This window comes from Nocardioides proteolyticus, from assembly GCF_051280635.3.
Lineage (GTDB): Bacteria > Actinomycetota > Actinomycetes > Propionibacteriales > Nocardioidaceae > Nocardioides.
The window spans coordinates 94,984-108,315 of sequence record NZ_JBNBPO030000015.1 but is presented as its reverse complement, the minus strand read 5'-3'; the positions used below and the strand labels follow the sequence as shown (position 1 = coordinate 108,315).

General features: G+C 73.2%; 14 protein-coding genes and 1 pseudogene. 11 read left to right on the top strand and 4 right to left on the bottom strand.

The window, feature by feature from the left end:
* Positions 1-278: pseudogene (locus ACPOLA_RS10970) on the top strand (transcriptional regulator); the annotation flags it as partial.
* Here ACPOLA_RS10970 and ACPOLA_RS10965 read toward each other — a convergent pair.
* A complete protein-coding gene (locus ACPOLA_RS10965) occupies positions 269-649 on the bottom strand; it encodes a YdeI/OmpD-associated family protein (RefSeq protein ID WP_435770464.1) in 381 nt (126 codons plus the stop codon). The pseudogene ACPOLA_RS10970 and the gene ACPOLA_RS10965 sit on opposite strands and share 10 nt — an antisense overlap.
* Positions 650-651: 2 nt before the next feature.
* Positions 652-1,329 (bottom strand): Crp/Fnr family transcriptional regulator, encoded by a 678-nt coding sequence (locus ACPOLA_RS10960; protein WP_435770463.1) that lies wholly within the window; start codon positions 1,327-1,329, stop codon positions 652-654.
* Between the two features lie 170 nt (positions 1,330-1,499).
* Between ACPOLA_RS10960 and nth the strand changes: the two genes are divergently transcribed.
* The 6 genes from nth to ACPOLA_RS10930 all read left to right on the top strand — a co-directional run bounded on the left by nth (position 1,500) and on the right by ACPOLA_RS10930 (position 7,023).
* Entirely contained in the window at positions 1,500-2,228 is a 729-nt protein-coding gene (gene nth / locus ACPOLA_RS10955) for an endonuclease III (RefSeq protein WP_435770462.1), read from the top strand.
* Positions 2,228-2,866, top strand: a complete 639-nt coding sequence (locus ACPOLA_RS10950) for a TlpA family protein disulfide reductase (protein ID WP_435770461.1) — start codon at positions 2,228-2,230, stop codon at positions 2,864-2,866. The genes nth and ACPOLA_RS10950 overlap by 1 nt, the downstream gene beginning before the upstream one ends.
* Positions 2,863-3,648: an NUDIX hydrolase gene (locus tag ACPOLA_RS10945; RefSeq protein WP_435770460.1), complete on the top strand. Its 786-nt coding sequence runs from the start codon at positions 2,863-2,865 to the stop codon at positions 3,646-3,648. The genes ACPOLA_RS10950 and ACPOLA_RS10945 overlap by 4 nt, the downstream gene beginning before the upstream one ends.
* Positions 3,645-4,832: a MarP family serine protease gene (locus tag ACPOLA_RS10940; RefSeq protein ID WP_435770459.1), complete on the top strand. Its 1,188-nt coding sequence runs from the start codon at positions 3,645-3,647 to the stop codon at positions 4,830-4,832. Before ACPOLA_RS10945 ends, ACPOLA_RS10940 begins: the two co-directional genes overlap by 4 nt.
* Positions 4,833-4,972: 140 nt before the next feature.
* A complete protein-coding gene (locus ACPOLA_RS10935) occupies positions 4,973-6,235 on the top strand; it encodes an acyl-CoA dehydrogenase family protein (protein WP_435770458.1) in 1,263 nt (420 codons plus the stop codon).
* The gene (locus ACPOLA_RS10930) at positions 6,232-7,023 is read left to right on the top strand and encodes an enoyl-CoA hydratase/isomerase family protein (protein WP_435770457.1); all 792 of its coding nucleotides are present in this window, start codon (positions 6,232-6,234) and stop codon (positions 7,021-7,023) included. Before ACPOLA_RS10935 ends, ACPOLA_RS10930 begins: the two co-directional genes overlap by 4 nt.
* A gap of 28 nt (positions 7,024-7,051) precedes the next feature.
* Here the strand turns inward: ACPOLA_RS10930 and ACPOLA_RS10925 are convergent, their stop codons facing one another.
* Both ACPOLA_RS10925 and ACPOLA_RS10920 read right to left on the bottom strand, forming a co-directional pair.
* Positions 7,052-7,825 carry a hypothetical protein gene (locus tag ACPOLA_RS10925; RefSeq protein ID WP_435770456.1) on the bottom strand — a complete coding sequence of 258 codons (774 nt, stop codon included), beginning with the start codon at positions 7,823-7,825 and terminating at the stop codon, positions 7,052-7,054.
* A 115-nt stretch (positions 7,826-7,940) separates the two neighbouring features.
* A complete protein-coding gene (locus ACPOLA_RS10920) occupies positions 7,941-8,849 on the bottom strand; it encodes an oxygenase MpaB family protein (RefSeq protein WP_435770455.1) in 909 nt (302 codons plus the stop codon).
* Positions 8,850-8,944: 95 nt separating this feature from the next.
* Between ACPOLA_RS10920 and ACPOLA_RS10915 the strand changes: the two genes are divergently transcribed.
* From ACPOLA_RS10915 to ACPOLA_RS10900, 4 genes are all read left to right on the top strand, one after another.
* Positions 8,945-10,180: an NADH:flavin oxidoreductase gene (locus ACPOLA_RS10915; RefSeq protein ID WP_435770454.1), complete on the top strand. Its 1,236-nt coding sequence runs from the start codon at positions 8,945-8,947 to the stop codon at positions 10,178-10,180.
* A gap of 68 nt (positions 10,181-10,248) precedes the next feature.
* Positions 10,249-11,364: an NAD(P)H-dependent amine dehydrogenase family protein gene (locus ACPOLA_RS10910; protein ID WP_435770453.1), complete on the top strand. Its 1,116-nt coding sequence runs from the start codon at positions 10,249-10,251 to the stop codon at positions 11,362-11,364.
* On the top strand, positions 11,361-12,215 hold the full coding sequence (locus ACPOLA_RS10905) for an SDR family oxidoreductase (protein ID WP_435770452.1): 855 nt from the start codon (positions 11,361-11,363) through the stop codon (positions 12,213-12,215). The genes ACPOLA_RS10910 and ACPOLA_RS10905 overlap by 4 nt, the downstream gene beginning before the upstream one ends.
* Positions 12,216-12,225: 10 nt before the next feature.
* Positions 12,226-13,290, top strand: coding sequence for an MBL fold metallo-hydrolase (locus ACPOLA_RS10900; protein ID WP_435770451.1), 1,065 nt, complete (start codon positions 12,226-12,228; stop codon positions 13,288-13,290).
* Positions 13,291-13,332: the final 42 nt, after the last annotated feature.

The following is a 13,332-nucleotide window of genomic DNA, read 5'->3' as shown; positions in this document are numbered from 1 at the left end:
TGCTCGCCGAGCGCCTCCGGCGGGAGTACGACGCCACCGGCGACCAGGCGCTGCGCGAGCTCCTCGAGGACGTCGGCGGGCAGGTCGACCGGCCGCGGGGCACGGCGGCGCTCGTCGTACCGCTCCAGCTGCGCGCCGGTGACGACACGGTGCTGTCGTTCATCTCCACGACGACGGTCTTCGGCACGCCGCGGGAGGTGACCCTCTCCGAGCTCGCGATCGAGGCGTTCTACCCGGCCGACGAGGCGACGCGCAAGATCCTCAACGGCTACGCCTGATCGTCGGCGGGCCAGCGCCCGTCGGCCTTGGCCGCGTCGACCGCCGCGCGGCCGGCGTCGGTCATCAGGCCGTCGGCCTCCAGCAGCGCGACCCGCTGCACGTTGGAAGCCGACCACTTGCTGCGCGGACCCCGCGGCGTGAACCGGATGAAGGTGCTCTCGGAGTCACGGCCGCGGGCCTGTCCGTCGATCCAGCCGAAGCAGAGCGCCTCGAGGACGGCGTCCTCGTAGGTGAGGGCGGTGACCGTGCCGCCCTTCTTGGTGAGCACCACCCAGGCGGCCGGCTCGGTGGCGTGGTGCTTCGCGAGCCACGCCCGCCACGCCGCCCGGTCAGGGAGGAGCAGCTCCTCGCCGCTCAGTCGGTGGGCCATGCTCAGCGGGCGCGGCGCGACATCCGCTCCATGTCGAGGATCACGACGGAGCGGGGCTCCAGCCGCAGCCAGCCACGGGAGGCGAAGTCGGCGAGCGCCTTGTTGACCGTCTCGCGGGAGGCGCCGACCAGCTGGGCGAGCTCCTCCTGGGTCAGGTCGTGGTGCACGTGGACGCCGTCGTCGGCGGTGCGCCCGAACCGGTCGGCGAGGTCGAGCAGTGCCTTCGCGACCCGGCCGGGGACGTCGGAGAAGACCAGGTCCGCGACGACGTCGTTGGCCTTGCGGAGCCGGCCGGCGAGCTGGGCCAGCAGGCCGCGCGCGACCGCGGGGCGGCCCTCGAGCCAGCGCAGCAGGTCCTCGTGGGAGAGCGACGCGAACTCCGCGTCGGTCACCGCCGTCACCGTCGCCGACCGCGGGCCGGGGTCGAACAGCGAGAGCTCGCCGAACATCTGGCCGGGGCCCATGATCGCCAGGAGGTTCTCGCGTCCGTCGGACGAGGTGCGGCCGAGCTTGACCTTGCCCTCGAGCACGACGTACAGCTTGTCGCCGCTGTCGCCCTCGTGGAACAGCACCTCGCCGCGGCGCAGGCGGCTCGTCGCCAGCGACGAGCGCAGGGCGGCCATCGCCTCGTCGTCGAGGGCGCTGAACAGCGGCGCCTGACGAAGTACGTCGTTGTCCACGCTTCCTCCAAGTCCGGTGGTCGCGGCCCGCCTCCGGATGGTGCCCGGGCCGACGACACGCGTCGGCGAGCATCCTAGCCAGTGGGCGATCTCACACCTAGTCGCCGCCCGGCCCGGCGCGGGTCGTCGCGCGGATGTGTGCTGTCGGCGACCGCCCGTAGGCTGTGCGCGTGCGGGAGACGAAGGCGGCCGTCCGGGTCGGTGAGGAGACCCCCACCCAGCTGGTCCGACGGGCGCGCAAGATCGACCGCGTCCTCGCCGAGACCTATCCGGACGCACGGGCGGAGCTCGACTTCGACAACGCCTTCGAGTGCCTGGTCGTGACCGTGCTGTCGGCGCAGACGACCGACAAGCGGGTCAATGCCGTCCGGCCGTCCCTGTTCGCCGCCTACCCGGACCCGGCGGCCATGGCGGCCGCCGACCGCACCCATCTCGAGCAGCTCGTGGGCCCGCTCGGCTTCTTCCGCGCCAAGACCGAGTCGCTGCTCAAGCTCAGCTCCGCCCTCGTCGAGCGGTACGACGGCCAGGTGCCCGACCGGCTCGAGGACCTGGTGACGCTGCCGGGTGTCGGTCGCAAGACGGCCAACGTGGTGCTCGGCAACGCCTTCGGCAAGCCGGGCATCACCGTCGACACCCACTTCGGCCGGCTCGCCCGCCGGCTCGGGTGGACCGACGAGACCGACCCGGTCAAGGTCGAGCACGCCGTCGGCGCGCTGTTCCCCAAGCGCGACTGGACGATGCTCTCCCACCACCTGATCTGGCACGGCCGCCGGCGGTGCCACGCCAAGAAGCCGGCGTGCGGCGCGTGCCCGGTGGCGCGGTGGTGCCCGTCGTACGGCACCGGACCGACCGACCCTGTGGAGGCGCAGAAGCTCGTCCGCACCGAGGGGCCCAACTGATGGGCGGAGCCGCCTGGGCCCGCGCCGTCGGCGTGGTCGCGGTCGCCGTGCTGCTGACCGGCTGCGACCAGGCCGAGCCGGCGCTGGCGTGCAAGGTGGAGGTCGACACCCCCGACCTGGTGGCCGACCGGCAGGCCGCCGGGATCGCCGACTGCACCGACCTGCCCACCGCCGAGGGCGCCGCCGAGCTGCCCGAGCTCGAGCTCAGCTGCCTCGGCAGCACCGAGAAGCTGTCGCTGGCCGACGTGAAGGGGCCGGCGGTGATCAACTTCTGGGCCACGACGTGCGGCCCCTGCCGCAAGGAGATGCCGGCGCTGCAGGAGTTCCACGAGCAGTACGGCGACCAGGTGGCTCTGCTGGGCGTGAACTACCTCGACACCTATCCCGGCGCCGCCATCGAGTTCGCCGAGCTGAAGGGGGTCACCTACCCCTCCGCGGCCGACGCGTGCGGCGACCTGCAGCAGACCGAGCTGGTCGTCCAGGGCCTCCCGCAGTTCGTGTTCGTCCGGGCCGACGGCACCGTCGAGCAGGTGGCCGGCGGCAAGGACGACGTCGACGAGCTGGTCGCGCTCGCCGAGGACAAGCTCGGGATCGAGCTGGAGCCGGCCGGCGGGCCTCGGGAGGGGGCGACCCGATGACCACGGAGATGCCGCCCGAGGTGCGGGCCCGGCTCGCCGATCGCGTGCCCGACGAGCTGCCACCCGACCTGCCGGACTGGCTGCGGCCCGTCGCCGAGGGCGCCCGCCGCATCGTGGGCAGCGACCTGACCCAGTTCCTCCCGCCGGAGGGCGCCGACGTGCGCCGCGGCGCGGTGCTCATGCTGTTCGGCGACGGCGACGTGCTGCTCACCGAGCGGGCCCACCACATGCGCTCCCACCCCGGCCAGGTGTCGTTCCCCGGCGGCTCAATCGATCCCGGCGAGACCGTCGTCCAGGCCGCGCTGCGCGAGGCGTGGGAGGAGATCGGCGTCGATCCCGGCGGGGTCGAGATCTTCGGCTCGCTGCCGGAGCTGTGGCTGCCGCCGTCGAACTTCGCGGTCACGCCGATCATGGGCTGGTGGCGCGAGCCCGGCCCGGTGCGGGTGGCCTCGCCAGACGAGGTGCACGAGATCCACCGGGTGGAGCTCCAGGAGCTGTTCGCCCCGGAGCACCGCATCCAGGTCCGGCACCCCGGTGGCTGGACCGGACCCGGCTTCCTCATCGGCGACGACAAGGACGTCATCGTGTGGGGGTTCACGGGCGGGATCCTCACCCGGTTCTTCTCGTTCCTCGGGTGGCTGCCGCCCGTCGACGACCCTCCGGTGCATGATCTTCCGGACTACATGCTCGCCGAGTACGCGCGTCGCGTCTCCCGAGCGCCGAGCGAGGAGGGCGACGGCATGGACCTGCTGGAGCCCGAGGACGAGGACCGACCCACGTGAACATCCTCGACTGGCTGCTGCTCGTCCTCGTCGCCGCCTACGCACTGTCCGGCTACTGGCAGGGCTTCGTGACGGGCGCGTTCGCGACGGTCGGACTGCTGGGCGGCGGCCTGCTCGGCATCTGGCTCGCGCCGACCGTGCTCAGCGGGATGGACCCCTCGCTGGCCGTCTCGCTCGGCGCCCTGTTCATCGTGATCCTCGCCGCCTCGCTCGGCCAGGCGGTCCTGCAGTACGCCGGCGCCCGGGTGCGTGAGCGGATCACCTGGCAGCCGGCGCGGGCCGTCGACGCGGTCGGCGGCGCGCTGCTCAGCGCGCTCGCGGTGCTGCTCGTCGCCTGGGCGCTCGGGGTGGCGATCTCCGGCACCAGGATCGGGCCGGTCACCTCGATGGTCCGCAGCTCCGCCGTACTGGCGAAGGTGAACGAGGCCCTGCCCGCCGCCGCCCCCCAGGCCCTGCAGGCGTTCAACAGCGTCGTCGGCACGGGGTTCTTCCCGCGCTACCTCGAGCCGTTCGCCCCCGAGAGGATCGTCGAGGTGCAGCCCGGCCCCAACCGGCTGCTGAAGGACCCCGAGGTGGTCGCGACCCGGCCGAGCGTGGTGAAGATCCGCGGCGCCAACCGCTGCGGCCGTGGCGTCGAGGGCACCGGCTTCGTCTTCGCCGAGGACCGCGTGATGACCAACGCCCACGTGGTGGCGGGCGTGGAGGACCCGGAGGTCAGCGTCGGCGGCGACACCGAGCTGGCGAGGGTGGTGCTCTACGACCGTGAGCTCGACATCGCGGTGCTGGCCGTCGACACCCGCGACGTGCCCGTCCTCGACTTCGACACCGAGGCCGGCAAGCGCTCCGGGCCGGAGGACCCGGTGGCGATCGTCGGCTACCCGCAGGACGGGCCGTTCGACATCCAGACCGGCCGGATCCGGGCCGAGCAGAACCTGCGCTCGCCCGACATCTACGGCGGCGGCGAGGTCGTCCGGGAGGTCTACTCGCTGCGCGGACTGGTCCGCCCCGGCAACTCGGGCGGCCCGATCGTCACCCCAGGCGGCCGGGTCGCCGGCGTGGTCTTCGCCGCCTCGGTCACCGACCCCGAGACCGGCTACGCCCTCACCTCCGAGCAGGTCGCCGAGAGCGCCAGCCGTGGTGAGTCGGCCGACGCCGAGGTCTCCACCGGCGACTGCGCCGCCTGACCCGCCCCCGCACCAGCGGTACGACGGGGGCGAGTCCCCGGTTGCGGTCCGGCGGCTCGCGGGTCGCGGGTGGGGCGGGGAAGGGTCCAGCAGTCGAGGGCGGTGCGGCTGGCTGGCGGTGCTACGGCATATTGGCCTCCATGACAGGGTCCGCGATGTATCCCGCCTACCCAGCGCCGAGCGAGCAGGCGGTCCGTCTCTTCGAGGAGATGAAGAGGTTCCTCGCCGAGGACGTGCTGCCGGCGGAGGAGGCCTACGACCGCTACCGGGAGGAGGTCGGCCCGGAGGACAGCACGGTGCCGCCGGTCGTGGAGGAGCTGAAGGTCAAGGCGCGCGAGCGCGGCCTGTGGAACCTCTTCCTTCCGAGCGAGTCGGGGCTGACCCAGCTCGAGTACGCCACCATCGCGGAGCTCTCCGGCTGGAGCGTGGAGATCGCGCCGGAGGCGATCAACTGCGCCGCACCCGACACCGGCAACATGGAGCTGCTCCACCTCGTCGGCACGCCCGAACAGCAGGACCGGTGGCTGAAGCCGCTGCTGGCGGGCGAGATCCGCTCGGCGTTCGCGATGACCGAGCCGGCCGTCGCCTCCTCGGACGCGACCAACATCGAGACCCGCATCGAGCGCGACGGCGACGAGTACGTCATCAACGGCCGCAAGTGGTGGATCACGGGTGCGGCCGACCCGCGGTGCAAGGTGCTCATCGTGATGGGCAAGACGGACCCCGAGGCGGCGATCCACCGGCAGCAGTCGATGGTGATCGTGCCGGTCGACACCCCCGGCGTGGAGATCAGGCGGAACTACCCGGTCTTCGGCCACCACGACCAGCACGGCCACTGCGTCATCGAGTTCACCGACGCCCGGGTGCCGGTGGGCAACCTGCTCGGCGAGGAGGGTGGCGGCTTCGCCGCCGCCCAGATGCGCCTGGGCCCCGGCCGGATCCACCACGTGATGCGCGCCCTCGGCGCCGGCGAGCGTGCCCTCGCGCTGATGGTCGACCGGGCCCGCACCCGCTCCGCCTTCGGCAAGCTCCTCGCCGAGCAGTCCTCGGTGCGGGAGAAGATCGCCGAGTCCCGGATCGAGCTCGAGCAGGCGCGAGCCCTCTGCCACCGCGCGGCGTTCGTCGTCGACTCCGAGGGCAACAAGGCGGCCCGGCACCTGATCGGCGCGGCGAAGGTCGCGGTCCCGCGCGCGGTGCTCTCGGTGATCGACCGCGCCATCCAGGTGCACGGCGCGGCGGGCATCAGCGACGCCACCCCGCTGGCCAAGCTGTACGGCTGGCACCGGGCGATGCGGATCTTCGACGGACCCGACGAGGCCCACCTGGCCACGCTCGGCCGCGCCGAGCTCATGAAGGAGCCGGCCTTCGACCTGCCGCCCACGCTCCACAGCCAGTTCCGGTGACGGGGGAGGACGCGATGACGCTCGTCCGCTACGAGCACGCCGACGGCGCCGCACGGATCACGCTGGCCGACGGCGACCGCGGCAACCCGCTCAACCCCGCCATCGTCGCCGAGCTGCTCGACGCCGTCCGCCGCGCCGGCCGCGACCGGGCGCGGGTGATCGTGCTCGCCGCCGAGGGCCGGTTCTTCTCCGTCGGAGGCGACCTCGCCGCCTTCGCCGAGGCCGACGACCGGCCGCTGCTGATCGACGACCTCGCCGAGGCGCTGCACCGGCTGGTCAGCGAGCTGCTGCGCTCCGACGCGATCGTGGTGAGCGTCGTGCACGGCACCGCCGCCGGGGCCGGCTTCCCGCTCGCCACCGCCGCGGACGTCGTGCTGGCGGCCGAGGAGGCGCGGTTCAGCCTCGCCTACACCAAGGTGGGCCTCTCGCCCGACGGCGGCAGCTCGCTGCTGGTCCAGACCCTGGGCCTGCACCGGATGCTCCGGCTGGCGTTGCTCGGCGACCTGCTCACCGCCCGCGAGGCGTACGACGCCGGGCTGGTCGCCCGGGTCGCCCCCGCCACGGAGTTGCCGGCCGTCGCCGACCAGGTCGTCGCCGCGCTCCTCGCCGGCCCCGCCGAGGCGCAGGCCGCGGCGAAGCGGCTGCTCCGCGACGCCGCGACCCCGGCGCCGGAGACCGCCCTGCGCCGGGAGACGCTGGCGATCCGGCGGCTCGTGGGCACCGCCGACGGTGCCGAGGGCATCGCGGCGTTCCTGGAGAAGCGCGCCGCGAGGTTCGGCCAGGGCTGACGCCCGCGCCGTCGGACGGACGGCGCCGTCAGACGGCTGGGGCGGTGGTCGCCGGCGGCTCCTCGCCCTGAGCGACGGCGACCAGTCGGTCGGCGGCGATCTTGGCGTACTCCACGTGCGACGCGGCGTTCTCGTCGAGCGCCGTGGTCGCCACGGTCGCGACGTTCGGGCCCAGCCGCAGGAACGTCAGGTGCAGGTGGATCGGCGAGGTCTGGCCGTCGGGGAGGGTGATCGTCCCCGCGGCGGTGAAGCCGTTCTGGTCGTCGACGCCGTCGACCGCGATGTCGGTGTCCGGCTGGAGGGTCAGGGAGTAGGCGTAGCCGTCCTCGGTCCAGGTCACGGCGTCGCAGGCCTCGATCGCCTGCTCCACGGCGTCGAACCCCTCGACGACCGCCGCCTCGTCGGGATAGGCCGAGACGCCGGCCTCGACGCTCGGGAGCCCGTCGTCCCCGTAGGCGTAGTGCGCCTCGTGCTTCGCCGACTCCTCCAGGTCCGCGGTGGCGGCGTCGATCGTGGCGAGGCAGCCGGGCCCCGGCTCCTCGTCCTCGGGTGTCACCGGCTGCTGGGCCCAGCCGGCGCCGAGGTTGTCGACCGAGAGCGTCGCCTTCTCGACCTGCGCGGCGTCCAGCGCGACCACGGGCTGAGCCTCCGTCGGGCCGTCCTCGCCGCCGCCACCACCACCCCCGCCGCCGGTGCCGCCGTCGTCGCTGCAGGCGCCGGCGAGCGCGGCGACGGTGGCGAGCGTGGCGACGCTGCCGAGCAGGGAGCGGCGAAGGGATGCGGGGCGCACGGGGCGGGACATGGGTTCCTCTCGAAGACGGGGTGGATCCGCGCCGCCGAGCCGTGCGCGGCCCACCACCTGCCCGTGCCGCCCGCCGGTCAAACCTCGCCCAGCGACCCGGCGAGGCGCTCCCGCGTCACGACGCGGCGTGCTCCGTCACGCCGCCGTCCTGGCGCAGGGCCGACACCGGGCAGCCGGCGGGCGGCTTGAAGGTGCCGAGCTCGGTGAGCAGGTAGCCGCCCGGATAGCTCTTGATGCGCGGCAGGTCCTCGGCGAAGGTCGGCCGCCGCTTCGACGGGGTGTGGCGCAGCAGCCGGGCGCGGGCCTTCATGCCGGCGAGGGTGAGCCTGCGGGCCAGCGGGCCCGGGTCGTCGTACCGGAAGGCCTCCAGCAGCGGGGCGTCCATCATCGCCCGGCTGAAGACGTCGATCGGCTTGCGCAGCGCCCGCGGGTAGAAGGTGGTGAGCAGGTCGAGCGTGGCGTCCGCGACCCGGCGGCCGCCCTCGTCGTAGGCGAAGTGGCGGCGCTCGTAGTCGTCCATGAGGTGCATGAACTCGTCGTAGGTCTCGGGGATGTCCTGGATCGCCATGTGCCGCCCCAGGGTGCGGAAGTAGTTCACGCTGGCGCGGAGCTCCTTGTCGGTGAGCTGCCGCCAGCCGTAGGCGTCGATCCAGCGCTTGGGCACGACGACGAACGTGGCCAGCACGTAGCGCATGTCGTCGTTGCTGATGTCGTACATCCGGTGCATCTGGTTGATGCGGCGGATCGCGGTCCGGCCCTCCTCGCTCTCGAACCCGTGCACGAACGGCGCCTCGAGGAGCAGCACCGTGTCGTCGTACCGCTTCTGGCAGGCGCCGGTGAACTGGCCGGTCTGGTCGAGCAGCCGGCCGATGCTCGGCACGGCGTAGGTGCGGAAGAGGGCGAAGCTCAGCGCCTGGGTGATGTCCCAGGTGAACTCGTAGAGCGAGAGGTTCTGGTAGATCTCGACGTAGTCCCGCTCGGGGTCGAGTGCCTCGTTGCGGTCCCTCCAGAGCGTCTTGGCCATGACCTGACGATAGGCCAACCGACGCACGTGTCGGTAGAGGCCCGGAGGGTGGAGGGAAGGTAGAACACGTTCCACCTTCCGGCTAGGGTGCCTCCGTGACCGCTCCGGACGTCTTCAGTCCCTTCCAGCTCGGCCCGGTGGGGCTGCGCAACCGGACGGTCAAGGCCGCGACCTTCGAGGGGCGCACTCCGCACGGCGAGGTCACCGACGAGCTGATCGACTACCACCTCGCGCCGGCGCGGGGCGGCGTCGGCCTGACCACGGTGGCCTACCTCGCGGTGGCGCCCGAGGGCCGCACCCACCGCGAGGTGATCGTGGTCGGCGACCGGACCCTGCCCGGCCTGCAGCGGATGGCCGAGGCGGTCCACGAGACCGGAGCGAAGATCGCCGGCCAGGTCGGCCACGCCGGCCCCGTCGCCAACGGGCGGTCCAACGGCGTCCGCGCGATCGCGGCGAGCCCGATGCCCAGCCCGCTGTCGATGCAGATGGTGCGTGCGGCCACCGAGGCCGACCTGGCCCGGGTGACCAGGGCGTACGCCGCCGCGGCCCGCACCCTCGTGCGGGCCGGCTTCGACGTGCTCGAGCTGCACATGGCGCACTCCTACCTGATCTCCTCGTTCCTCGCGCCGGGTCTCAACCGCCGCAAGGACCGTTGGGGCGGCCCGCTCGAGCGGCGTGCCCGGCTCGCCCGGCAGGTGGCCCGGGTGGTCCGCGAGGAGGTGGGCGACGAGGCCGCCGTCACGGCCAAGGTCTCGGTGTCCGACGGCTTCAAGGGCGGCGTGACGACGGAGGCCGGGATCGAGCTGGCCCGGCTGCTGGAGGCCGACGGCCACCTCGACGCGCTCCAGCTCTCCGGCGGCTCGTCGCTGATGAACCCGATGTACCTGTTCCGGGGCGGCGCTCCGGTGGCCGAGTTCGCGGCCGCGATGCCGCCGCTGGTCCGGTGGGGGATGCGGACGCCGGTGGGGCGGGGCTTCATGAAGGAGTACCCCTTCGAGGAGGGCTACTTCCGCGACAAGGCGCTGCAGTTCCGGTCGGCGGTGTCGATGCCGCTGATGCTGCTCGGCGGCATCAACCGGCTGGACACGATGCAGCGGGCGATGAGCGAGGGGTTCGAGCTGGTCGCGATGGGCCGTGCCCTGCTGCGCGAGCCCGACCTGGTCGCGCGGCTGCAGCAGGGCGCCGCGGAGGCGGGCGTCTGCGACCACCGCAACCGCTGCATGCCCACGATCTACTCCGGCACCTGGTGCCCGGCCTGGCGCCCGGGGCAGGAGATCCCCCTGCCGGCGAGCATGACGGCGAACGCGCCGGCGAGCATGCGGACGACCTGAGCGGGCCGCTGCGCCGGGAATCCGGGCGAGCCCTTCCCGAGAACTAGAACCTGTTCTAGGTTGTCCCCATGTCGCAGGTCATCCCGCAGAAGCCCCTCCGCGTCGTCGTCTGGTCCACCGGCACCATCGGGCGGCACGCCATCGCCGGCGTGGACGCCCACCCCGATCTCGAGCTGGTCGGCGTGTGGACGTCGACGCCGGAGAAGCACGGCAAGGACGCCGGGGAGCTGGCCGGCCTGGGCCGCGAGCTCGGGGTGCGGGCGACCACCGACCGCGACGAGCTGGTCGCGCTGCGGCCGGACTGCGTCGTGCACGGCGCGATGACCGACGACCGAGTGTTCGAGTCGATCGAGGACCTCACCGGCCTGATCCGCGACGGGGTCAACGTCGTCTCCTCCGGACCGGTCATCCTGCTCCACCGCGACGGCATCCTCCCGCCGGAGATGATCGAGGCGATCGACGACGCCGGCCGGCAGGGCGACGCCAGCCTCCACGTCAACGGCATCGACCCGGGTTTCGCCAACGACGTGCTGCCGCTGGTGATGACCTCGCTCAGCCAGCGGATCGACCACGTGAAGGTCAGCGAGATCGCCGACTACTCGACCTACTACCAGCCGGTGATCAACAAGGACTTCTTCGGCTTCGGGCAGCCGCTGGACTTCAAGGCGGTGCTCTGGGAGCCGGGCATCCTGTCCACCGGCTGGGGCCCCGTCGTCCGGGTGATCGCCGCGGGCCTGGGCGTGACCCTCGACGAGCCGCTGGTCGAGGAGGTCGAGCGCCGGCCGGCGCCCCGCTCCGTCGACACCGTCTCCGGGCCCGTCCCGGAGGGGAGCATGGGCTCGGTCCGGTTCCGCGTCGTCGGCACCGTCGACGGGGTGCCGCGGGTGACCCTGGAGCACGTGACCCGCACCGACGCGAGCACCGACCCCGACTGGCCCGTCCCCCACGAGGGCGACGGGTGCTACCGGGTCGAGATCACCGGCGAGCCGTGCATGAAGGTGGAGTTCACCCACCACGGCGAGCACGGCGACCACAACGACTCCGGGATGATCATCACCGCCCAGCGGCTGGTCAACGCCGTCCCCGCCGTCGTCGCCGCGGAGCCGGGCCTGCGCACCGCGCTCGACCTGCCGCTGGTGACCGGGCGCGGGCTGGTCACCGGCACGAGCGGAGCCGGCCGATGACCGGCGCGTCGATCCTCGACCGGTTCCGGCTGACCGACCACGTCGCCGTCGTCACCGGCGCCGGCCGCGGCATCGGCGCCGCCACCGCGCTCGCGCTCGCCGAGGCGGGTGCCGACGTCGTCATCTCCTCGCGGACCGAGGCCCAGCTCGAGGAGGTCGCTCGCCGGGTCGAGGCGGTCGGCCGCCGGGCCCTGGTCGTGCCGGCCAACCTCGCCCACACCGACGAGGTCGCCGGCCTCGCCCAGGCGGCGTACGACGAGTTCGGCCGGCTCGACGTCGTCGTCAACAACGTCGGGGGCACCATCCCCAACGCCTTCCTTGACACCGACGTGGCCTACCTGGAGGAGGCGTTCCACTTCAACGTCGCCACCGCCCACGCGCTCAGCCGGGCCGCCGTACCGCTGATGCTGAGGTCGGCGGGCACGCCGGAGCAGCCCCGGCAGAAGTCGATCACCTCGATCTCCTCGGCGATGGGCCGGCTGGCGGGGCGCGGCTACCTCGCCTACGGCACCGCCAAGGCCGCTCTCGCGCACTGGTCCAAGCTCGCCGCCACCGACCTCAACCCGCACATCCGGGTCAACGGCATCTACGTCGGCTCGGTGCTCACCAGCGCCCTGGAGTTCGTGGCCGGCGTCCCGGAGATGAAGGCCGAGCTCGAGGGCGCCACGCCGCTGGGCCGGATCGGCGAGGCCGAGGACATCGCCGCCGCGGTGGTCTACCTGGCGTCGGCGGCGGGCAAGTACGTGACCGGCAAGATGCTCGAGGTCGACGGCGGCATCCAGGAGCCGAACCTCGACCTCAAGCTGCCGGACCTGGTGCCCGGCGACGGGTCGGCCGCGACGCCCTCCTAGGGTGTCGCGGGTGAGCAGGGGAGGGGTCGAAACCGGGCACGCCGTCTCGCCGGACTCCGGCGAGCACTGGGCCGCCGAGGGAGCCTGGCAGGTCGCCGACGGGATCCACCGGATCCCGCTCCCGCTCCCGATGGACGGCCTCAAGGCGATCAACGTCTACGTCGTCGAGGGTGACGACGGGCTCACCCTGATCGACGGCGGCTGGGCCATCCCCGTCGCCCGCGACCTGCTCGACCGGTGCCTGCGCTCGATCGGCTCCGGGTTCGGCGACATCAAGCGGTTCCTGGTCACCCACGTCCACCGCGACCACTTCACGATGGCGACCGTCCTCGGCCACGAGTACGGCGCCGAGGTGGCGCTCGGCCTCGACGAGCGGCCGGCGCTGGAGCTGATGCACGGCGCGGCCGACCTGGCGGAGAGCCCGTTCCTGCCGGTGCTGCGCACCGCCGGCGCGGCGGAGATCGCCGAGCTCTGGGCGGCCGGCAACGACGGCGAGCTGCCCGACCCGAAGGACTGGGCGTTCCCGGACCTGTGGCTGGAGGGCGACCGCTCGTTCGAGATCGGCCCCCGCGTGATCGACGCCGTGCACACCCCCGGCCACACGCCGGGCCACTACGTCTTCGCCGAGCAGGAGGAGGGTGTGCTCTTCGCCGGCGACCACGTGCTGCCGACGATCACCCCGTCCATCGGGTTCACCGTGCCGCCCGCCGACCAGCCGCTCGGCCAGTTCCTCGAGTCGCTGGCCAAGGTGCGCAAGCTCCCGGACCTCCGGGTCCTGCCCGCCCACGGCCCCGTCGCGCCGTCCACCCACGCCCGGGTCGACGAGCTGCTCACCCACCACGAGACCCGGCTCGACCTCTGCCTCGAGTCGTTGCGGGCGCGCGGCCCGGTGACGGCCATCGTGGTCGCCCGCGACCTCGGCTGGACCCGCCACGAGCACGCCTTCGACGACCTCGACGTGTTCAACCGCGGGATGGCCGCGATGGAGACCAAGGCCCACCTCGAGCTGCTCGTCGCGCGGGGCCTGGCGAGCGGCACCGACCACCCCGACGGCGTGGTGTACGCCGTCTCCTGACCGCCGGGCGACCTCCTCGACCGGCGCAGCGGCGGGCGGGCT